This window comes from Stenotrophomonas sp. CCNWLW162 (assembly GCF_037203745.1).
GTDB lineage: Bacteria > Pseudomonadota > Gammaproteobacteria > Xanthomonadales > Xanthomonadaceae > Stenotrophomonas > Stenotrophomonas maltophilia_AQ.
In genome coordinates this window covers 1-20,073 of sequence record NZ_JBBCBL010000001.1, presented here as the reverse complement: position 1 = coordinate 20,073, position 20,073 = coordinate 1, and the positions used below count along the sequence as shown (strand labels likewise).

The 20,073-nt window shown below is 66.7% G+C and carries 22 protein-coding genes and 3 tRNA genes; 13 read left to right on the top strand and 12 right to left on the bottom strand.

The genetic code is table 11. From position 1 onward, the window contains the following. Window positions 1–14: 14 nt before the first annotated feature. Together V9K93_RS00125 and ispG are read right to left on the bottom strand one after the other, a co-directional pair. Window positions 15–764 (bottom strand): phosphatase PAP2 family protein, encoded by a 750-nt coding sequence (locus V9K93_RS00125; RefSeq protein ID WP_004153111.1) that lies wholly within the window; start codon window positions 762–764, stop codon window positions 15–17. Beyond that, window positions 745–2,010, bottom strand: coding sequence for a flavodoxin-dependent (E)-4-hydroxy-3-methylbut-2-enyl-diphosphate synthase (gene ispG, locus V9K93_RS00120; protein WP_012510704.1), 1,266 nt, complete (start codon window positions 2,008–2,010; stop codon window positions 745–747). Before ispG ends, V9K93_RS00125 begins: the two co-directional genes overlap by 20 nt. A 114-nt stretch (window positions 2,011–2,124) precedes the next feature. Between ispG and V9K93_RS00115 the strand changes: the two genes are divergently transcribed. Both V9K93_RS00115 and V9K93_RS00110 read left to right on the top strand, forming a co-directional pair. Continuing rightward, the gene (locus V9K93_RS00115) at window positions 2,125–3,351 is read left to right on the top strand and encodes an ATP-binding protein (RefSeq protein ID WP_046986023.1); all 1,227 of its coding nucleotides are present in this window, start codon (window positions 2,125–2,127) and stop codon (window positions 3,349–3,351) included. Continuing rightward, window positions 3,348–3,917, top strand: a complete 570-nt coding sequence (locus V9K93_RS00110; RefSeq protein ID WP_046986022.1) for a response regulator transcription factor — start codon at window positions 3,348–3,350, stop codon at window positions 3,915–3,917. The genes V9K93_RS00115 and V9K93_RS00110 overlap by 4 nt, the downstream gene beginning before the upstream one ends. Before the next feature lie 90 nt (window positions 3,918–4,007). Here the strand turns inward: V9K93_RS00110 and pgi are convergent, their stop codons facing one another. From pgi to pcnB, 7 genes are all read right to left on the bottom strand, one after another. Next, window positions 4,008–5,522, bottom strand: coding sequence for a glucose-6-phosphate isomerase (pgi, locus tag V9K93_RS00105; protein WP_046986021.1), 1,515 nt, complete (start codon window positions 5,520–5,522; stop codon window positions 4,008–4,010). Continuing rightward, window positions 5,519–5,899, bottom strand: a complete 381-nt coding sequence (gene panD, locus V9K93_RS00100; RefSeq protein WP_004153087.1) for an aspartate 1-decarboxylase — start codon at window positions 5,897–5,899, stop codon at window positions 5,519–5,521. Before panD ends, pgi begins: the two co-directional genes overlap by 4 nt. An 87-nt stretch (window positions 5,900–5,986) precedes the next feature. Then, complete coding sequence (locus tag V9K93_RS00095) at window positions 5,987–6,484, bottom strand: hypothetical protein (protein ID WP_136638828.1); 498 nt, start codon at window positions 6,482–6,484, stop codon at window positions 5,987–5,989. Window positions 6,485–6,555: 71 nt separating this feature from the next. Next, window positions 6,556–7,395 carry a pantoate--beta-alanine ligase gene (gene panC / locus V9K93_RS00090; RefSeq protein WP_295377992.1) on the bottom strand — a complete coding sequence of 280 codons (840 nt, stop codon included), beginning with the start codon at window positions 7,393–7,395 and terminating at the stop codon, window positions 6,556–6,558. Continuing rightward, complete coding sequence (gene panB / locus V9K93_RS00085; protein ID WP_004153072.1) at window positions 7,392–8,207, bottom strand: 3-methyl-2-oxobutanoate hydroxymethyltransferase; 816 nt, start codon at window positions 8,205–8,207, stop codon at window positions 7,392–7,394. The genes panC and panB overlap by 4 nt, the downstream gene beginning before the upstream one ends. Window positions 8,208–8,241: 34 nt before the next feature. Beyond that, the gene (gene folK / locus V9K93_RS00080; RefSeq protein ID WP_046986018.1) at window positions 8,242–8,727 is read right to left on the bottom strand and encodes a 2-amino-4-hydroxy-6-hydroxymethyldihydropteridine diphosphokinase; all 486 of its coding nucleotides are present in this window, start codon (window positions 8,725–8,727) and stop codon (window positions 8,242–8,244) included. 3 nt (window positions 8,728–8,730) lie between these two features. After that, window positions 8,731–10,110, bottom strand: a complete 1,380-nt coding sequence (gene pcnB, locus V9K93_RS00075) for a polynucleotide adenylyltransferase PcnB (protein ID WP_046986017.1) — start codon at window positions 10,108–10,110, stop codon at window positions 8,731–8,733. A gap of 49 nt (window positions 10,111–10,159) precedes the next feature. Here pcnB and V9K93_RS00070 point away from each other — a divergent pair. Then, window positions 10,160–10,234: transfer RNA gene (locus V9K93_RS00070), tRNA-Glu, on the top strand. Window positions 10,235–10,542: 308 nt separating this feature from the next. On the opposite strand, the gene V9K93_RS00065 is transcribed toward V9K93_RS00070, so the two are convergent. Beyond that, a complete protein-coding gene (locus V9K93_RS00065) occupies window positions 10,543–11,967 on the bottom strand; it encodes a sugar porter family MFS transporter (protein ID WP_136638830.1) in 1,425 nt (474 codons plus the stop codon). A 191-nt stretch (window positions 11,968–12,158) separates the two neighbouring features. Between V9K93_RS00065 and fdxA the strand changes: the two genes are divergently transcribed. After that, window positions 12,159–12,482, top strand: coding sequence for a ferredoxin FdxA (gene fdxA / locus V9K93_RS00060; RefSeq protein WP_005409054.1), 324 nt, complete (start codon window positions 12,159–12,161; stop codon window positions 12,480–12,482). 187 nt (window positions 12,483–12,669) lie between these two features. Here the strand turns inward: fdxA and V9K93_RS00055 are convergent, their stop codons facing one another. Continuing rightward, entirely contained in the window at window positions 12,670–13,185 is a 516-nt protein-coding gene (locus V9K93_RS00055; protein WP_046986015.1) for a hypothetical protein, read from the bottom strand. Window positions 13,186–13,217: 32 nt separating this feature from the next. Beyond that, entirely contained in the window at window positions 13,218–14,111 is an 894-nt protein-coding gene (gene dapA, locus V9K93_RS00050) for a 4-hydroxy-tetrahydrodipicolinate synthase (protein ID WP_046986014.1), read from the bottom strand. A 163-nt stretch (window positions 14,112–14,274) separates the two neighbouring features. Between dapA and V9K93_RS00045 the strand changes: the two genes are divergently transcribed. The 9 genes from V9K93_RS00045 to V9K93_RS00005 all read left to right on the top strand — a co-directional run bounded on the left by V9K93_RS00045 (window position 14,275) and on the right by V9K93_RS00005 (window position 20,073). Then, window positions 14,275–14,835 carry a glycine cleavage system transcriptional repressor gene (locus V9K93_RS00045; RefSeq protein ID WP_012510695.1) on the top strand — a complete coding sequence of 187 codons (561 nt, stop codon included), beginning with the start codon at window positions 14,275–14,277 and terminating at the stop codon, window positions 14,833–14,835. 78 nt (window positions 14,836–14,913) lie between these two features. After that, on the top strand, window positions 14,914–15,393 hold the full coding sequence (locus tag V9K93_RS00040; protein WP_046986013.1) for a peroxiredoxin: 480 nt from the start codon (window positions 14,914–14,916) through the stop codon (window positions 15,391–15,393). An 84-nt stretch (window positions 15,394–15,477) separates the two neighbouring features. Next, window positions 15,478–16,878 (top strand): PhoH family protein, encoded by a 1,401-nt coding sequence (locus V9K93_RS00035; RefSeq protein WP_012510694.1) that lies wholly within the window; start codon window positions 15,478–15,480, stop codon window positions 16,876–16,878. Beyond that, window positions 16,875–17,381, top strand: coding sequence for a hypothetical protein (locus V9K93_RS00030; protein WP_046986012.1), 507 nt, complete (start codon window positions 16,875–16,877; stop codon window positions 17,379–17,381). Before V9K93_RS00035 ends, V9K93_RS00030 begins: the two co-directional genes overlap by 4 nt. A gap of 13 nt (window positions 17,382–17,394) precedes the next feature. Beyond that, window positions 17,395–18,063, top strand: a complete 669-nt coding sequence (locus tag V9K93_RS00025) for a YoaK family protein (RefSeq protein ID WP_046986011.1) — start codon at window positions 17,395–17,397, stop codon at window positions 18,061–18,063. A 64-nt stretch (window positions 18,064–18,127) separates the two neighbouring features. Continuing rightward, window positions 18,128–18,937 (top strand): bifunctional hydroxymethylpyrimidine kinase/phosphomethylpyrimidine kinase, encoded by an 810-nt coding sequence (gene thiD / locus V9K93_RS00020; protein WP_136638832.1) that lies wholly within the window; start codon window positions 18,128–18,130, stop codon window positions 18,935–18,937. Then, the gene (locus V9K93_RS00015) at window positions 18,934–19,860 is read left to right on the top strand and encodes an alpha/beta hydrolase family protein (protein WP_337301902.1); all 927 of its coding nucleotides are present in this window, start codon (window positions 18,934–18,936) and stop codon (window positions 19,858–19,860) included. The genes thiD and V9K93_RS00015 overlap by 4 nt, the downstream gene beginning before the upstream one ends. After that, a tRNA-Arg gene (locus V9K93_RS00010) sits at window positions 19,851–19,927 on the top strand. The genes V9K93_RS00015 and V9K93_RS00010 overlap by 10 nt, the downstream gene beginning before the upstream one ends. Window positions 19,928–19,996: 69 nt before the next feature. Beyond that, window positions 19,997–20,073: transfer RNA gene (locus V9K93_RS00005), tRNA-Arg, on the top strand.

Below are 20,073 nucleotides of genomic sequence, written 5' to 3'. Positions count from 1 at the left end.
AGGAGCCATCCACGTCAATCCCCCTGTGATGATGCTTCGCTGGCCTTCGCTGGCGGCGAGCCGTGACGTCGCCATGGGTGCCGGCGACTGAACATGACCAGATAGCACCCTACCACCCAAACCAGCGCGGCACACCATCCGGCCAGGATGTCGGAGGGGTAATGCACCCCCAGGTAGACCCGCGACACGCTGACCAGCAGGCTGAACGCCGGTGCCAGCAGCAGCACCGGCCAGCGCCAGCGGGTGTTCCAGGCCAGCAGCACCAGGGTTACCGCGAGGGTCATCGAGCCCATCGCATGGCCGCTGGGGAAGCTGAACGTCGATTCCGGCGCGATCGATTCCCACAGGCTGGGCCGCTGGCGCTGGAAGAAGTGCTTGCTGCCCATGTTCAACAGTGCCGAGCCAACGAAGCTGACCGCCACGAAGGTGGCCTCGCGCCAGCGCCGGTAACCCAGCAGCACGCCGATGATCAGCACGTCGGCCGGAATCAGGAACCACTCGTAGCCCAGCTTGGAGATGAGCACGAAGAAGCGGTCCAGCAGCGGCGAATGCAGGCCATGCATCTGCCACAGCAGGGGTGCGTCGAAATGGAACGATTCAAACTCGTGCACCTCGTCGGCCAGGGCGACAAAGCCTGCCAACGGCAGCAGCACGCCACCGAACAGCAGGAGCAGGCGCCAGGCATTGCTCGCCATCCAGTGGCGGAAACCGGAGGCGGACTCCGGTGCAGCGAGGATCGCAGGCTTATCCGGCGTTTCGGACATAGGTGCGTTCGACGTAGTCGTCGATCAGGGCGACGAAGTCCTGGGCGATGTTCTCGCCGCGCAGGGTCACCTTCTTTTCGCCATCGACGAATACGGGCGCAGCCGGGGTTTCACCGGTGCCCGGCAACGAAATACCGATGTTGGCGTGCCGCGACTCGCCCGGCCCGTTGACGATGCAGCCCATCACCGCCAGGGTCATGTTCTCCGCACCCGGGTGCTGGATCTTCCACATCGGCATCTTTTCGCGCACATGGCTCTGCACCACCTTGGCCAGCTCCTGGAAGAACTCGGAGGTGGTACGGCCACAGCCCGGGCAGGCCGTGACCAATGGCGTGAAGGCGCGCTGGCCGGTGGTCTGCAGCAGTTCCTGGGCGACGATCACTTCCTGCGTACGCGACTGGCCCGGCTCCGGGGTCAGCGAAATGCGGATGGTGTCGCCGATGCCTTCCTGCAGCAGCACGCTCAGCGCGGCCGACGAGGCGACGATGCCCTTGCTGCCGATGCCGGCCTCGGTCAGGCCCAGATGCAGGGCGAAATCCGAACGCTGGGCCAGGTCGCGGTACACCGCAATCAGTTCCTGCACGCCACTGACCTTGGCCGACAGCACGATGCGGTCGCGCGGCAGGCCGATCTCCACCGCCTGCTCAGCCGAGTCCAGCGCCGAACGGATCAGCGCCTCGCGCAGCACGCGGCCGGCGTCCCAGGGCTGTTCGCGGTGGTTGTTCTCGTCCATCAGCTTCGCCGCCAGGGCCTGGTCCAGCGAGCCCCAGTTGGCACCGATGCGCACCGGCTTGTTGTAGCGGATCGCGAACTCGATCAGCTGGGCGAACTGCAGGTCCTTCTTCTTGCCGAAGCCGACGTTGCCCGGGTTGATGCGGTACTTGGCCAGCGCTTCGGCACAGGCCGGTTCGGCGGTGAGCAGCTGGTGGCCGTTGTAATGGAAGTCGCCGATCAGCGGCACGTCGATCCCCATCATCGCCAGCTTGTCGACAATGCGCGGGATCGCGGCGGCCGCTTCAACGGTGTTGACGGTCAACCGCACCATCTCCGAGCCAGCCCGCCACAGCTCGGCCACCTGCTTCACGCTGGAGGCCACATCGCTGGTGTCGGTATTGGTCATCGACTGCACCACCACCGGCTTGCCACCGCCTACGGTAACCCCGCCGATCTGGACGGCATGGGTCTGGCGGCGCGGCCAGGAGGTGGCATCGGAGGGCGGAGTCGGGCGGGTGACGGCGTCGTGCATGGGCGCATTCTACCGCCCGCCCCCGCATTCGGGGTGACTCGCATTCAGCCGCCGGCACGGCTGCGGCCGATTGTCGCAGGCACGTCCACGCGTGAACGCATACGATGAGCGTGAATGACCGGTCCCGACGCCCCGTTTCTCCGAACCCTGTGCAGCCTGCGCTGGCTTGCCGTAGGTGGCCAGGCCGCCACGATCCTGGTCGCCACCTGGGTGCTGGGCCTGCCGTTGCCGCAGCTGCCGCTGTGGGCCGGCGTGGCCGTACTGACCCTGTTCAATATCTATACCCAGCTGCGCCCGGAAGCGGCCGACACAGCGCCGCTGACCGCATTCGGTCACATCCTGGTGGACGTGATCATCCTGACCTGGATGGTGGGCTGGAGCGGCGGCATGGCCAACCCGTTCAGCTCGCTGTTCCTGATCCTGATCGCGCTGGCCGCGTTCGCCCTGCCCCTGCGCTGGGCGCTGGCGGTGGCACTGGCCTGCCTGCTCGGCTATGCCGCCAGCGGCATTTTCGGGCAGCCGTTGCCGGACGGTTATTTCCGCGGGCAGGACCTCAACCGCTGGGGCGTGGTCGCCAATTTCCTGATTTCCGCTGCGGTCGTGCTGACCTTCTCCACCCGCCTGGCGTTGGCGCTGCGCCAGCGTGAGCTTGAACTGTCGGCACTGCGCGAGCGCTTCGCCCGCAACGAGGGCATCGTCGCTCTGGCCACCCATGCAGCCTCGGTGGCGCATGAACTGAACACGCCGCTGGCGACCATGACCCTGCTCGCCGATGACGTCGCCGAGCGCAGCGAAGAGCCGGAAGTACGCGAAGACATGGAAACCCTGCGCGAGCTGCTGGTGCAGTGCCGTGAACGGGTGCTGGCGCTGGCCGCGCCGGCCTCGGCCGATGCACCGGGACGCAGCCATTCCAGCGCCCAGCAGGTGCTGGAGCAGTGGCGTTTGGTGCGTCCGACCATCGACCTGCATCGCAACGACGATGCGCCGTTGCGGCTGCCGCTGGATCCGGGCGTGGGCCATCTGCTGATGGTCCTGCTCAACAATGCCGCCGATGCCGGCGAACAGGCCGGCCGGCCGCGCGTGGACCTGGACCTGCGCATCGAAGGCGACGACCTGATCGGCGAAGTCCGCGACTACGGCCATGGCTTCGACGCCCGTGCCGCCGTCCTGCCGGGCAGGCTGTTCGGCAGCAGCAAGAGTGAGGGCATGGGCGTTGGCCTGGCCCTGTCCCATGCCACCATCGAACGCCTCGACGGCGAGATGTGGATGCGCCCGGCCCAGGGGGCCGGCAGCCGCGTCGGCTTCCGCCTGCCGCTGGCCCCACGCGAGGACACCCCATGAGCATTCACCATTCCACCCTGGGCCTGCTGGTCGACGACGACGAGCTGTACCTTCGTACGCTGCAGCGCAGCCTGGCCCGCAAGGGGCTGGAAACGCAGACCGCGCAGGACGCCGCCAGTGCACTGGCGCTGGCCCGCCAGCATCCGCCGGCGTTCGCGCTGATCGACCTGAAACTGGGCAGCGATTCCGGCCTGGCCCTGATCCAGCCATTGCGCGCCCTGCGCGCGGACATGCGGATCCTGCTGGTGACCGGCTACGCCAGCATCGCCACCGCGGTGGAGGCGATCAAGCTCGGTGCCGACGACTACCTGCCGAAGCCGGCCACGGTGCCAATGATCCTGCGCGCACTCGGCGAGGAAGACGATGGTCCGGCCGACGATGGCGAAATGGAAGTGCCCGATGCGATGACGCCGATCAGCCGCCTGCAGTGGGAACACATCCAGCAGGCGATGCACGAGACCGGCGGCAATGTGTCGGCGGCCGCGCGCCTGCTGGGCATGCACCGGCGTTCGTTGCAGCGCAAGCTGGCCAAGCGGCCGAGCCCGGAACGCGACCCGAGCCGGTGATGCGTCGTCGTATTCGCCGGGCATGGCCCGGCGCTACCGGCATAACGAAGGGTAGCGCCGGGCCATGCCCGGCGGCATTCCCCGCCCGCGTCAGCCCTTCAGCTGCGCCAGGATCTCGCGGGTCATTGGATCGGCAACCGTCACGTCCTCGCCCTGCAGCGCCGGCAGCAGGCCACTTGCCAGCTGTTTGCCCAGCTCGACACCGAACTGGTCGAAGGCATTGATGTTCCAGATCACCGACTGCACGTACACCGCGTGTTCGTACATCGCGATCAGCGCACCCAGCGCCTGCGGGGTCAGCGCGTCGAGCAGGATCAGCGTGCTTGGGCGGCCGCCCGGGTAATCGCGATGCGGATCGTCGCTGCCCTGGCCATTGGCCAGCGCCTCGGTCTGCGCCAGCAGGTTGGCCAGCAGTGCCTGGTGATTGATCGTGTACGGATCATCGTTGTGCACGCAGCCGATGAAGTCGGCCGGAACGATGCTGGTGCCCTGGTGCAGCGCCTGGAAGAAGCTGTGCTGCACGTCGGTGCCTGCCCCGCCCCACCACACCGGCACGGTATCGGTGGTGACCGGCTGGCCGTCACGCTGCACGCGCTTGCCCAGGCTTTCCATCACCAGCTGCTGCAGGTAGGCCGGCAGCAGCGCCAGGCGCTGGTCGTAGGTCATCACCGCATGCGTGGCATGGCCCAGCAGGTTGCGGTTCCAGATGTCGGTCAGGGCGTGCAGCACCGGCAGGTTGCGCTCCAGCGGTGCATCCAGTGCGTGCGCATCCATCTGCGCCGCGCCTTCCAGCAGCTGTTCGAATCGCTCGAAACCGATCGCCAGCGCGATCGGGAAACCAACCGCCGACCACAGCGAATAGCGGCCACCGACCCAGTCCCACATCGGCAGCACGCGATCGGCGGCGATGGCAAAGGCTTTGGCCGCACGTTCCGGATTGGCGCTGACTGCGTACAGGCGCTCGCTGCCACCCAGCCAGTCGTGCAGGATCTGGCCGTTGAGCAGGGTTTCCTGCGTGCCGAAGGTCTTTGAGATGAGGATGCCGGCGGTCTTCGCCGGATCCAGCGTGGCCAGTGTGCGCTGCATGGCGGCGCCGTCCACGTTCGACACGAAATGCACGCGCAGGCGCGCACCGGTGACCGGACGCAGCGCATCAGCGACCAGCCGCGGACCGAGATCGGAACCGCCGATACCAACGCTGACCACATCGGTGACGCCGCTGTCTTCCAGCGCACGTACCAGCACGCCCATGCGCTGGCGGATGTCGCGCGCGGTGGCATAGGCCTCGGCCGCCACCGGCGCATCGACCACATCGCCACGCAGCGCGGTATGCAGTGCGGCGCGGCCTTCGGTCAGGTTGACCTGTTCGCCACGGAACAGGCGGGTGATGGCAGCGCCGACATCACGCTCGGCAGCCAGCGCCAGCAACGCCTGCAACGCCGCGGCATCGTACTTCTGCCGGGCGAAATTGACATACAACGGACCAACCCGCAGCGCCAGCTCCTGTACACGGCCGGGTTCGGCGGCGAGCAGGCCGGGAATGCTTGCGCCCTTCAGGCGCTGGGCGTGGGAATGCAGCGAGTCGAATCCGTTGTTCGTTGTCATGCGGCCTGTGTCGGGATCGTGTCGTTGGTGTGGGAGATCTGGTTGTTGCCATCAACGTACACCAGCTTCGGCTTGAAGCTGTCAGCTTCCTGCTCGGTCATGCTGGCAAACGCGGCGATGATGATGATGTCACCGACCTGCACGTGGCGCGCGGCACCACCGTTGAGCGAGACAACGCCACTGCCGGCTTCGGCGCGGATGGCATAGGTCGAGAAGCGCGCACCGTTGGTCACGTCCCAGATGTGCACCTGCTCGAACTCGCGGATGCCGGTGGCAGCCAGCAGGTTGTCATCGATGGCGATCGAGCCTTCGTAGTTCAGCTCGGAATGGGTGACGGTGGCGCGGTGGATCTTGGTCTTGAGCAGGGACAGGTGCATGGGGGCGCTGCAACGGCAAAGGAAAGAGCGGATTCTAGCACCCGCTTGGCTGTCGTCAGGGGCCTGCGGCAGGACGCTGAAGGCCGTTCAGGCGCGCTCGCCCGGCGGGACTGCCGGGACAGCGCCGGAAGTGCCGTGCAGCGACAGGCGGAACACCGTGTGGAAGGCCAGGCCGGCGACCACGCCGAAGCCCCCTGCTGCCAACACCGTCAGGCCGTAGCTGATCACGTCGAAGGTGTCGACATAGCGCAGGCGCTGCAGCAGCGGGCCGCTATCCGCGCCCGGCCAGGCGCACGTGGCCATGGCCAACGCCCCCAGCCCAAACCCGACCAGGACGAACCCGATCCGGCGCAGGCGCTGCTGAGACTGCAGGATCAGCGCCATCGGCAGCAGCACGGCGATGGCGTTGCAGGCGGCCAGCACGAACATCAACCCACCGCCGGTGAGCGCGGGCACCGGTGTGCGCCGGAATTCGAGCGCAAACAACAGGCCGCCAAACAGCTGGGCCGGCAGCATGCCGGCCGCCAGCACCGCCAGGATCGAGGCCTGGGCAAGGCGGCCGGTATCAGTGGTTGGGGTGTTCATTTCCGATCTCCCGTCCGTGGGAAGGTGAAAGGCGCCCATTGCGGGCGCCCTTCCATGCTGCGCTTAGCGGCTCAGAATTCCAGGTTGTCGATCAACCGGGTCGTACCCAGGCGCGCGGCGATCAGCGCGACACGGCCGCCGCCATCGAAGGTCGGCTCGGCCAGTTCCGGCGTGCGCAACACGGCGTAGTCGACCTGGAAACCATCCGCCTGCAGCGCGGCGGCTGCCTCGGCCTCGATCTGCGCGCGCGACTGGCCAGCCACGTAGCCCTCGCGCATGCCCAGCAGGGTGCGATGGATGCGGGTCGCGACCGGGCGCTGTTCGGCGCTCAGATACTGGTTGCGCGAACTCTTGGCCAGGCCATCGTCGTCACGCACGATGTCCGCGCCGACGATCTGGATCGGGAACGACAGCTCGGCCACCATCTGCTTGATGACGGCCAGCTGCTGGTAGTCCTTGCGACCAAACACGGCCACGTCCGGCTGCACCTGCAGGAACAGGCGCGCGACCACCGTACAGACGCCATCGAAGTGACCCGGGCGGCTGGCGCCCTCCAGCACTTCACTGACACCCGGCGCGTGCATGCGCGTGGTCTTGTCCACGCCCAGCGGGTACATCGCCTCGACACTGGGCAGCCACACCGCATCGCAGCCAGCCTGCTCCAGCCCGGCCACGTCAGCCTCGGGCGTGCGCGGGTAACGGCTGAAATCTTCGTTGGGACCGAACTGGGTCGGGTTGACGAAGATGCTTGCCACCACCTTGTCGGCGTACTGGCGGGCCAGGGTCACCAGCGAGTGGTGGCCCCCATGCAGGTTGCCCATGGTCGGCACCAGCGCAACGCGCAGGCCTTCGCGCTTCCACTCGGCGATCTGCCCGCGCAGTGCGCCGAGCTCGTTGAAGGTCTGGATCATTGGGCGTAGGCGTGCTGTTCGTCGGGGAAGCTGCCGTCGCGCACGGCGTCGGCATAAGCGCGGGTGGCACCGGCCACCGAACCGCCTTCAGCCAGGAAGTCCTTGACGAACTTCGGACGGCGATGGCCGCTGTCCAGGCCGAGGAAATCGTGCAGCACCAGCACCTGGCCATCGCACTGCGGGCCGGCACCGATGCCGATGGTCGGCACGTCCACCGCAGCGGTGACTTCAGCGGCGACCGGAGTCGGCACGCATTCGAGCACCATGATGCTGGCGCCTGCAGCGGCCACGGCCCTGGCATCTTCCACCAGTTGGCGCGCGGCATCGCCACGGCCCTGGATCTTGAAGCCGCCCAGGCGAAGCACCGACTGCGGGGTCAGGCCCAGATGCGCGCAGACCGGAATCTCGCGTTCGACCAGGTAGCGGATGATGTCGACCTTGAAGCCGGCACCTTCGATCTTGACCATCTCCGCGCCCGCCTGCAGCAGCTGCAGCGAGGCATCCAGCGCGCGCTCCGGGGTGGCATCGGCGCCGAACGGCAGGTCGGCCACCAGCAGCGCACGCTGCAGCACGCGGGCAACGGCGCGGGTGTGGTAGACCATGTCGGCCACGGTCACCGGCAAGGTGGAGTCATGACCCTGCACGACCATGCCCAGCGAATCGCCGATCAGGATCAGGTCGACGCCGTTGGCATCGAAGGTGCGGGCGAAGCCGGCGTCGTAGGCGGTCAACATGACCAGCTTCTGGCCATTGCGCTTGGCCTCGGCCAGGGCGGGAACGGTCCAGGGCTTGCTGTCTGCGTGGGTGCTCATGTGCTGATAACCGGGGGAGATAACCCGGCCATTATCACCCTATCGGCGCAATCCCGCAGGCATCCACCCGCATCACTGCATCCTGCACGCGGCCGTGGCCGGGGATGGCCAGATCCGGCGCGATTTCGGCCAGCGGTACCAATACGAAGGCGCGCTCGTGCATGTAGGGATGCGGAACCTGCAGGCCAGGCTGATCGATCACCTGCGCGCCATGCAGCAGCAGGTCCAGATCCAGCGCACGCGGCCCCCAGTGCACCTGCGGATCGCGCACGCGGCCGAAATGCCGCTCCAGCGACAGCATCGCCTGCAGCAGTTCGTTGGCCGGCAGATCGGTTTCGACCGCAGCCACCGCATTGACGAACGGCGGCTGATCTTCATTGCCCCAGGCGGGAGTGGCGTACAGGCGCGACGCCCTGTCCACGCGGGTGCCAGGCAGGCCGTCCAGCGCAGCAATCGCTGCGCGGACGGTGGCAGCCGCGTCGCCAAGGTTGGCGCCGAGGCCGATCCAGGCAAGGGTCATCGCTTACTCGCCCGCAGCACCGGCCGGGGCGCCCGGACGGCGACGGCGACGGCGGCGCTTGCGCGGTGCCCCACCCTCTTCGTCAACGCCCTCGTGGTGCAGCGAATCCAGCGACGATTCCAGCTCATGCCCGGATTGCGCCTGCGCTTCACGCCAGAACGCCACATCAGCCTCGTGCTCGGCGGAGGCCACTTGGCGCAGGGCCAGGAAGTCGAACGCGGCGCGGAAGCGCGGGTGGGTAAGGGTACGGAACACGCGCTTGCGCTGGCGCGAACCGAAGCGCGACTGCAGCAGCCAGATCTCCTGCATCGGCAGCGAGAAGCGGCGAGGCAATGCGATGGTGCTCAGCTGCTGCACGGTGACGCGGTCGGCGGCACGGCGCTGCGCTTCTTCTGGCGCCACGCCCTGCTTGAGCAGGGTCGCCTGTGCACGGCAATACGCCGGCCACAGCAGCAGCGCGAACAGGAACGCCGGCGAGACTGGCTCGTCATTGGCCACGCGCGCATCGGTATTGGCCAGGCCTTCCACCAGCATGCGGCGCAGCGCGCCGGTGCGGTTGGACTTGAGGGCCTTGGCACTTTCCGGGAACAGCACGTCCAGCAGGCCGTAACGCTCCAGGCCTTCGAAGCTGGCCACACCGTGCCCGGACAGGAACAGCTTGAGCACTTCCTCGAACAGGCGCGCCGGCGCAGCCTCGTTGAGCAGGCTGGCCAGCTGCGGGATCGGCGTGGCGGTGCCCTCTTCGATCTGGAAGCCGAGCTTGGCCGCCAGGCGCACCGCACGCAGCATGCGCACCGGATCTTCCTGGTAGCGCTGCACCGGATCGCCGATGAGCTTCATCAGGCGCGCCTGCACGTCTTCGAAGCCGCCGGTGTAGTCACGCACCGAGAAGTCCTCGATGGCGTAATACAGGGCGTTGCAGGTGAAGTCGCGGCGGATGGCGTCGTCTTCGATGGTGCCGTACACGTTGTCGCGCACGAGCATGCCGTTTTCCATCTCGCGGTCGCCGCTGCCGTCATCGCTGTTGGCACGGAACGTGGCCACTTCGATGATCTCGCGGCCGAACACAACATGGGCCAGGCGGAATCGGCGGCCGATCAGGCGGCAGTTGCGGAACAACTGCTTGACCTGCTCGGGCGTGGCATCGGTGGCCACGTCGAAATCCTTGGGTTGGCCATTGACCAGCAGGTCGCGCACCGCGCCACCCACAAGGTAGGCGCCGAAGCCGGCATCGCGCAGGCGATAAAGCACGCGCAGGGCGTTCGGGCTGATGTCCTTGCGGGAGATCGTGTGCTGGTCGCGCGGGATGACGCGCAGGCTGAACGGTGATGGAGCAGAGGAAATGATGTTGGCGCTTCCGGTTGAAGTTTCGGGATTGCCCAATGGCATCGAGGTGCATATACTAGCGCTCCTGCATCGGCAGCGACACACTGCTCCCTTCGTCTAGTGGTTAGGACGTGGCCCTCTCAAGGCTAAAACAGGGGTTCGAGTCCCCTAGGGAGCACCAGTCGCCGCAGCAGGAACCGAAAAAGCCCGCCTTGTGCGGGCTTTTCTGTTTTCCTGGGTTTGTGGCGTCGGGTGCTTGGTCGCTGTGGCGCCTGCCTGCTTCTGCGTTTGAGGGGGCGGGCCACCCTGGCCTGGACACGCAAAAGCCCATCCATGGCGCCAACGGTCCAGGCCAGGGTGGCCCGCCCCCTCCTTACAGTTTTCCGCGACGGCGGCACGAACAGCCTCGCTCCTCCGCAGCCAACTCAATCCCGACCCGCAGACCTGCGTCCGCCACACGAAATGTGTCGAGAGGCGGCAGGCCAGCCGTCAGCCTTCCATCTGCTCCAGTTCCTTGCCCTTGGTCTCGCGCACGTAGCGGACGACGAAGAAGATCGAAAGGATCGCCACGACCATATAGATGCCGTAGGCACCGGCCAGGCCAATGCCAGCCAGCAGCATCGGGAAGGTCACGGTGATGGCGAAGTTCGAGGTCCATTGCGCCGCACCCGCCACCGCCAGCGCCGGGCCGCGGATCTGGTTGGGGAACATTTCGCCCAGCATCACCCACATCACCGGGCCCCAGGACATGTTGAAGAACACCACGTAGGCATTGGCCGCAACCAGGGCCAGCCTGCCCATGCCATCGGACAGCTGCAGGCGACCGTCGACCAGGCTGCCGCTGGCGAAGGCGACCACCATCAACACCAGCGCCCCCGACATGCCGACCGAGCCGATCCACAGCAGCGGCTTGCGTCCGATGCGGTCGATCAGCAGCACGGTCAGCAGGCAGGCACCGATGCTCAGTCCACCGGACAGCACATTGATCAGCAGCGCGTCGCTTTCCGAGAAGCCCACCGCCTGCCACAGCACTGCGCCGTAGTAGAACACCACGTTGATGCCGACCAGCTGCTGGAACATCGCCAGGCCGATGCCCACCCAGAGGATCGGGCGCAGTTTGCCGGTGGCCTTGTCGAGCAGATCGCCGAAGCGCGGCTTGTGCTGGTCCTGGGCCAGGCTGGCTTCGATCTCGGCCTGCTTGGCCGCCGCCGCACCATCGCCATACAACCGTGCCAGCACCACCCCTGCCTGCGCCTGCCGGCCCTTCAGCACCAGGAAACGCGGGCTCTCCGGGATCACCAGCAACAGCAGCAGGAACAGACCCGACGGCAGCGCCTGCATCCAGAACATCCAGCGCCAGGCCTCATGCCCCAGCCACAATGGCTCGGTGGAGGCCCCGGCGGCACGGGCCAGCAGGTAATTGCTGAGGAAGGCGGCAAACAGGCCGCAGATGATCGCCATCTGCTGCACCGTGGCCAGGCGACCGCGATAGCGTGCCGACGCCACCTCGGCGATGTAGGCCGGCGACATCACACTGGCCGCGCCCACTGCGAACCCGCCGAGTACGCGAGCGGCGATGAACAGCCAGGAGGCATGGGCAGCACCGGCACCCAGCGCCGATATCAGGAACAACAGCGCGGACACGATCAGTACGCCGCGACGGCCCAGGCGGTCGCCCAGCCAACCGGCCAGGAATGCACCGATCGCGCAGCCCAGCAGCATCGAGGCGACTTCGAAGCCCAGCGCCGCCTCACTGGAATTGAAGGCTTGGCGCAGGCCGTCGACCGTGCCGTTGATGACACCACTGTCGAAGCCGAACAGGAATCCACCGAGGGTGGCCACGCAGCTGATCAGGACGATGAACGCGGTGTTCTCACCACGGTGCAAGGCGGATCCGGTCTGGATCTGGGACATGGACGTACCTGCTGGGAAGGGGTACCGGCCATCACGGATGACCGGCTGCGCCACAGCGTCGCATGGGCGTTGCCCTGCCGCCAACCGGCCACGGCCGGGCCTGCCAGACGCCCGTTTTCCGCCCTGCGCCGACACCGGGGGCCAACCTGTTCTAGAATTGTCGGGTTCAGGAATCGATCCACCCCCAGCCCATGCCCTTTGTCGTCACCGAAAACTGCATCAAGTGCAAACACACCGATTGCGTGGAAGTGTGCCCCGTGGATTGTTTCCACGAAGGCCCGAACTTCCTGGTGATCGACCCGGATGAGTGCATCGACTGCACCCTCTGCGAACCGGAGTGCCCGGTCAATGCGATCTTCCCGGAGGATGATGTCCCCGCCGGCCAGGAAGGCTTCGTCGCCCTCAATGCCGAGCTGGCCAAAGAATGGCCGGTGCTGACCGTGCGCAAGGACCCGCCTGCCGACGCCGGCGAATGGGACGGCAAGCCGGACAAGCTGAAGCTGCTGGAGCGCTGAGAAGCGCTTGTTGCAGCAAGGAAAAGGGCGCCATCGGCGCCCTTTTCCGTTCCTGGTCCTGGCGGAGGTCGCCGACCAAGGCAGGTAATGCGGTAGCCGCCAACCTTGGTTGGCACAGGAGCGCCGACCAAGGTCGGCCTCTACCCGGGCAGGTGCGGACCTGGGCCCGCCCCCACCCGACCCGCGCTTACTGCGCCAGCTTCGCCTTCAGCGCGGCGATCAGCTTCACCGGGGCCTCGGCGGTGGCCGGCAGGCCACGCGGGTCGACCGCGGAAATGTACGCGCCGGCGTCGACGGCAACCACACGCACCAGGAAGTTGCTGCCTTCATAGGCTACATCGTACGAGCCCAGCAGCTGCGCGCGGCTGGCGATGGTCACGCCTTCCACGCCTTCCAGCGCGGTACCGACCTTGGCGAAGGCTTCATCCTTGCCACCGGCAATGGTGAAACCGGTGTTGCCCACAGCCGGAGCCGCCGCAACCGGCGCAGCCGGCTTGGTCGCCGACGCCAGCGTCGGCACCTTGTTGTCACCGGTGGTCGCCGGCAGGTTCAGGTCCGGCGGCACTTCCAGCGGACGCATTTCCGGGGCCAGGGCATAGTCGCCCTTGACGCCACGCTTGAAGCAACCGGTGGTGCCGGCGGCGACGGCCACAGCAAGCAGGGCGTAGGACAGCACGCGGACAGTGGAAACGGATTGACGCATGTGAATCTCCTGGGTCAGACCAAGACGGAAGGTCAGTGGCTGGAAAGGGCTTCGAGGGCGGCGATGTCGCCGGCAAGGTGATCGGCAGCCCGATGATGCGCTGCCGACAACGGCAGCAGCGGCAGGCGCAGGTCGTGGCCGATGCCGATGCGGCGCAGCAGCGCCTTGACCGGGATCGGATTCGGCTCGACGCCACAGAACTCATGGAACGGCTGCAGGCGCGCATCCCATGATTCGGTAGCTTCGTGGTCGTGGGCGGCCGCCAGCTCGCACATCCGGCGGTAAGCGCCCGGCAGCACATTGGAACCGACCGAGATCAGGCCATCGATGCCAGCCCGGATCGAACGCGCGGCAGTACCGTCATCGCCACTGAGCACGGCGAACTGCGCGCTGCGCAGCGCCAGCAGCGCCTGCACCCGGCCGGTGTCACCCACGGCCTCCTTGATGCCGACGATGTTGGGATGGCTGGCCAGCTCGGCCACGGTCTCCGGCTGCATGTCGCAACCGGTACGGCCAGGCACGTTGTACAGCACGACCGGCAACCCGCCCTGGTCGGCAACGGCACGGTAGTGCGCGATCAGTCCGGCCTGGGTCGGCCGCACATACGGCGGGGTGACCACCAGCGCGTGGCTGGCACCGAGCGCGGCAGCGCGGCGGGTCTGTTCGATGGTTTTGGCGGTGCCCGACAGGCCGGTACCGGCCATGACCGGAATGCGGCCGCCGATACGCTCGACCGCGCTGGCCAGCAGCTGGTCGTACTCGGCATCGGTGAGGGTTGCCGCTTCGCCGGTCGAGCCAGCTACGACAACGCCATGGACGCCACCTTCCAGTTGCAGGTGCAGCAGGCGCTGCCAACCGTCGGGATCGAGGGCACCGTCGGCCCGGAACGGGGTCGCCAGCGCGGTGATGAGGCCGGAAAGGGACAAGGACGTGCTGCTCTTGGCTGGAAAGGGAAACGCCCGCCACGAAAGGCCGGGGGCGACCTGAATGTTACTTGCGGCGCGAAACCACGGGCAAGTATGCTGGACACCGGTGGATCCCCGCCTCTGGCGGGCATTCAGACTAACGCATGCATTACCCGGAATCGCCTTGACCGACACCACCCCGCGCCCCGCGCCGAGCGAAAACCACCTCCTGATCAACGCCTATACGACGCATCCGGAGTCCCCCCTGCTGTCCGTCACCCGCCGCATTGCCGACAGCGGCTGCAATCTGGTGGACGCGCGCCTGGCCACGGTCGGTCGCGATGTGTCCGTCACCGCCCTGGCCACCGGCTCCTGGGATTCGGTGGCCAAGCTGGAAGCGATGCTGACCCGGCTGGAGCGCGAAGAAGGCCTGAAGCTGGTCTGGTACCGCACCGCTGCCAAGCAGGCGCAGTCCAACCTGCTGCCGTACATCGTGGAGGTGATCGCCGCCGACAAGCCGGGCATCCTGTTCCAGCTGGCCGACTTCTTCGACCGCCAGGGCATCACCATCGAGAGCCTGCAGAGCACGCGTTACCGCGCCATGCAGACCGGTGCGGAAATGTTCAGCGCGCAGGTCACCATCGGCGTGCCGGCCAACATGCACATCGCCGCGCTGCGCGACGATTTCCTCGAGTTCTGCGACCACTTGAACCTGGACGCGATCATGGACCCGATGAAGTTCTGAATTTCGCGCGCCTCTCACAGGCGCGTGGCGTTTCATGCAATTGTCTTGGAAAGAACCCAGGCTCGACAGAAGGACCTCATGAACAACGGCGACACCCTGGACAGCACCACTCTTTCCCTGCCGCTGGCACTGTCCGGCGGCGAACAGGCCACCCTCGGCGACTACGCCGGCCAATGGCTGGTGCTGTACTTCTACCCGAAAGACAGCACCCCCGGCTGCACCACCGAAGGCATCGACTTCAACGCGCTGCTGCCGAAGTTCAGGAAGGCAGGCGCAGTCGTGCTCGGCGTCTCGCGCGATTCGGTGAAGTCGCACGACAATTTCTGTGCCAAGCAGGGCTTTGCGTTCCCGCTGGTCAGCGATGGCGACGAAGCGCTGTGCAGCGCCTTCGACGTGATCAAGATGAAGAACATGTACGGCAAGCAGGTACGTGGCATCGAGCGCAGCACCTTCCTGATTTCCCCCGACAGCCGCATCGTGCAGTCCTGGCGCAAGGTCAAGGTCGCCGGCCATGCCGATGCCGTTCTCGCCGAACTGAAGGCCTCCCAGTCCAAGTGAGTCCCACTGCCTACTGTGTCTGCCATCACCCTGCCCCGCAGCAGGCCGTGATGGTTTTCCCCTGTCCGTAACCAGGAATCGACGATGACCCGAGGCAAGCGCATCTACGTGCTGGATACCAACGTGCTGATGCACGATCCCACCGCGCTGTTCAAATTCGAGGAGCACGACGTCTACCTGCCCATGCAGGTGATCGAGGAGTTGGACAACGGCAAGAAGGGCACCACCGAGGCGAGCCGCAATGCGCGCCAGGTCAGCCGCTTCCTCAACGAGCTGGTGCAGGCCTCGGGCCTGGACAACCTGGCCGACGGCATTCCGCTGCAGCGGCCGCAGGGCCTGCAGCTGCGCGGCAAGCAGAGCGTGGGCCTGCTGCGCTTCCAGACCAGCCATTTCGACGCCGGCAAGAGCTTCGGCAAGGTGATCCCGGACAACGCCATCCTCGGCGCGATCCTGGCCCTGAAGGAAGAGACACCTGAGATCCCGGTGGTGTTCGTTTCCAAGGACATCAACCTGCGGATCAAGGCAGCGATCGCCGGCATCGTGTCCGAGGACTACGAGAACGACCGCGCTCTGGATGATTTCAGCCTGCTCTACACCGGCGCCACCGAGCTGCCGGAAGACTTCTGGAAGCGCCACGGCGATGACCTGCGCAGCTGGAGCGACAAGGGCCGTACCCATTACGAAATCCAGGCGCAGGACGGCGAAGAGTGGTACCCGAACCAGTACGTCTACCTGCCCGGCGAAGACGAAGTCGAGCTGCGCGTCAGCCGCGTGGTCGGCGATGGCAAGGTGGTGCTGTCGCTGGTCGATGATTTCCGCCACGGCAGTCACGCCGTATGGGGCATCAGCGCGCGCAACCGCGAACAGAACTTCGCGCTCAATGCGCTGATGGACCCGGAAATCGACTTCGTCACCCTGCTCGGCACCGCCGGTACCGGCAAGACCCTGCTGGCCCTCGCCGCCGGCCTGGCACAGACGATGGACCAGCAGCGCTATCGCGAGATCATCATGACCCGCGCCACCGTCAGCGTCGGCGAAGACATCGGCTTCCTGCCCGGCACCGAGGAAGAGAAAATGACGCCATGGATGGGCGCGTTGACCGACAACCTGGAAGTGCTCACGCACAACCAGGAAGGCGGCACCTGGGGCCGCCAGGCCACCAACGACCTGCTCGCCAGCCGCATCAAGATCCGCTCGATGAACTTCATGCGCGGCCGCACCTTCCTGTCGCGCTACCTGATCCTGGACGAGGCGCAGAACCTCACCCCGAAGCAGATGAAGACGCTGATCACCCGTGCCGGCCCCGGCACCAAGATCGTCTGCCTGGGCAACGTCGAGCAGATCGACACCCCGTACCTGACCGAGACAACCTCGGGCCTGACCTACGCGGTGGACCGTTTCAAGAACTGGCCGCACAGCGCGCACATCACACTACGTCGTGGCGAGCGCTCGCGCCTGGCCGACTACGCCTCGGAGGTGTTGTGAACCGCTGCACCCGCCTGCTGCTGCCCACGGCTGCGATCACCCTCGCAGCCGTGCTCGGCGCCTGCACCACCACGCGCGGCCCGGCCAGCGTGCCGACCGCAGAGCGTACCGGCCAGTCCTGGGTGGTCACCCGCCCGATCATCGCCGCGCAGGTGCTCGACACCTGCTCGCGCGCCAGCCCCGGCCGCGAGGCCGGGCGGGTCAGCGGCTACTGGGCACCCAGCCGGCAGCAGATCGACCAGCTGGAAGCGAAGCTGCCTTCGCTGGAAGCACAGGTTCCGAAGGTGCTGGACTTCGATCGCCAGTACGTCGGCATAGAAAGCGCAGGCAAGCGGCTGATCTACATCAACGCCTTCCACCTGCCTGACGATGGCAGCATCAATCCGGCCCGTAAGGCGATCCGCGTCTGCGATGGCGGCACGCAGTTCTGGGGCGCCGTGTTCGATCCCGCCAGCAACACCTTCAGCGAGCTGCAGTTCAACGGCGGCTTCGGCGGGCCCTGAGGGGGCCCCGCCGATGGGAATACGCCTGCCCACCTGGGTCTGGATCGGCGCGGTCGCGCTTTCATGCGTGGCCGGCATGGTCAATGTGGTTGGCTTCCTGGGGTTCGAACACCAGGCCGTCAGCCACATGACCGGCAGCACCAGCCAGTTGGGCATGGCGCTGGCACAGGGCGACTGGCGTGCGGTCGGCCACCTGTGGGGGCTGCTGATCGCGTTCGCGCTGGGCGCGATGCTCAGCGGCCTGCTGATCCAGGACAGTGCCCTGCAGCTTGGCCGCCGCTATGGCGTGGCGCTGGCACTGGAATCGGCACTGCTGCTGGTCGCCATCCCGCTGTTCGAACAGCATCAGATCTGGGGTGCGCTGGCCGCCGCCATGGCCTGCGGCCTGCAGAACGCGATGGCTACCACCTTCAGTGGCGCGGTGGTGCGCACCACCCACCTCAGCGGCATGTTCACCGACCTCGGCATCGGCCTCGGCCACCTGCTGCGCGGGTTGCCGTTGCAGGTGCGCCGACTGACCCTCAGCGGCCTGATCATCAGCGGCTTCCTCGCCGGCGGCGTCATCGGCGCCTGGCTGTTCATGCGCTGGCAGTACGACGCCCTTCTCGCCCCCGCCCTGCTGACCGGGCTGACAGGGCTGGGCTATGTGGTGTACCAGCAGTGGGCGCGCTGGCGGCATTGAATCAAAGGCATCCACGCATGGCGTGGATCTACCTTCCCCTGCTGGACCACGGCACAATCACCTGATGAGCCCGACCACTCCCGTTTCCGCCCTGACCATCGCCGGCTCCGATTCCGGCGGCGGCGCCGGCATCCAGGCTGACCTCAAAGCCTTCGCCGCGCACCGCGTGCACGGCCTCTCGGCGATCGCTGCGCTGACAGCGCAGAACACCCGCGGCGTCATTGCCGTGCACGTGCCACCGATCGACTTCCTGCGTGCACAGCTGGACGCCTGCTTCGACGACTTCGACATCCACGCCGTGAAACTCGGCATGCTGGCCAATGCCGAAGTGATCAACGCCGTCGCCGACGCACTGGAGCGCCACCGGCCGCCGCATGTGGTGCTGGACCCGGTGATGGTCGCCACCAGCGGTGCTCGCCTGCTTGAAGACAGCGCGCTGCAGGCGATGCGTGAGCGCCTGATTCCGCTAGCCACGCTGATCACCCCGAATACCCCCGAAGCAGAACTGCTGGTAGGCCGGAAGATCAGCAACGGCGATGACGCCGAACAGGCCGCTGCCGCACTGCTTGGCCTCGGCGCCGGCGCAGTACTGCTCAAGGGCGGGCACCTGCATGAAGGCAACCGGGTGATCGACCGTTACTTCGACGGCGTCAGCAGCGAAGAATTCATCCACGCTCGCCTGCCGCTGGACGCACACGGCACCGGCTGCACGCTGGCCTCAGCCATCGCCGCGCAGCTGTGCAACGGTCTGAGCCTGGCCAACGCCTGCGAAGCCGGCATCGACTACGTCGCACGCGGGCTGCAGCAGGGCTACGCGCCTGGCCGCAGCGAGGTGCTGGTGCTCGACCACTTCGGCGCGGCGCCTCACGCATGAGCCTCGCACCGGACGTCCTTGCCGTGCAGTGCACTGATGGCCATCGCTACGAAGTGATCGCCTGCGTGCCCGCACAGCCCATCTCGCGCCTGCTGTGGCTGCCAGCACTGGGTGTGGCCGCACGCCATTACCTGCCGCTGGCACAGGCGCTGGCGGCGAAGGGCGTGGCGGTGTACCTGCACGAGTGGCGCGGCAACGGCAGCAGCTCGCTACGTCCGTCACGCACGCAGGACTGGGGCTATCGCGAAGTACTCGATCAGGATCTGCCGAGCAGCCAGGGCGTACTGGCCGCAGCGGATGACGAAGCAGGCGCCCTGCCCTGGATCATCGGTGGCCACAGCCTGGGTGGGCAGCTGGCCTGCGTGCACGCCGGTCGCCATCCGCAGCACTTCAATCGGCTGTGGCTGGCCGCCAGTGGCTCACCGTTCTGGCGCAGCTTCCCGCCGCCACGCGGCTGGCTGCTGCCGCTGGTCTATCGCTTCCTGCCGTGGATCGCACAGCGCCAAGGCGTGCTGCATGGCCGTCGCCTGGGCTTTGGTGGAACCGAAGCACGTGGGCTGATCGCCGACTGGGCGCGCGTGGGCCTGAACAATCACTACGCCGCCGCGGGCATGGCCGAAGATCTCGACGCACAGATGGCACGCGTGCATGGCAGCGCACAGGCGGTGCTGATGGAACACGACTGGTTGGCACCGACCGGATCGATGCAGACGTTGCTGGCCAAGCTGCCGAATGTGGCCGCGCAGCTGCACGTGCTTTCCGCGCAGGAGCTGGGCACGCGTGCCGATCACTTCGCCTGGCTGAAGGCACCGGACGCCGTGGCTGACAGCTTTTTCATTCAGTTGGGTGAAAATTTTCACAAAACTGTTGACGGTCCGCGCCGGGATCCGCATAATTCCGCTCCTGTCGCAGGGCGCCCGTAGCTCAGTTGGATAGAGTACCTGGCTACGAACCAGGCGGTCGGGAGTTCGAATCTCTCCGGGCGCACCACTCGACAGGTTTTCAGCATCCGCCGCTGAAAATGCAGTAAAATTAAGCAGTAAGTTGATTGTGTACCGCGCGCCCGTAGCTCAGTTGGATAGAGTACCTGGCTACGAACCAGGCGGTCGGGAGTTCGAATCTCTCCGGGCGCACCA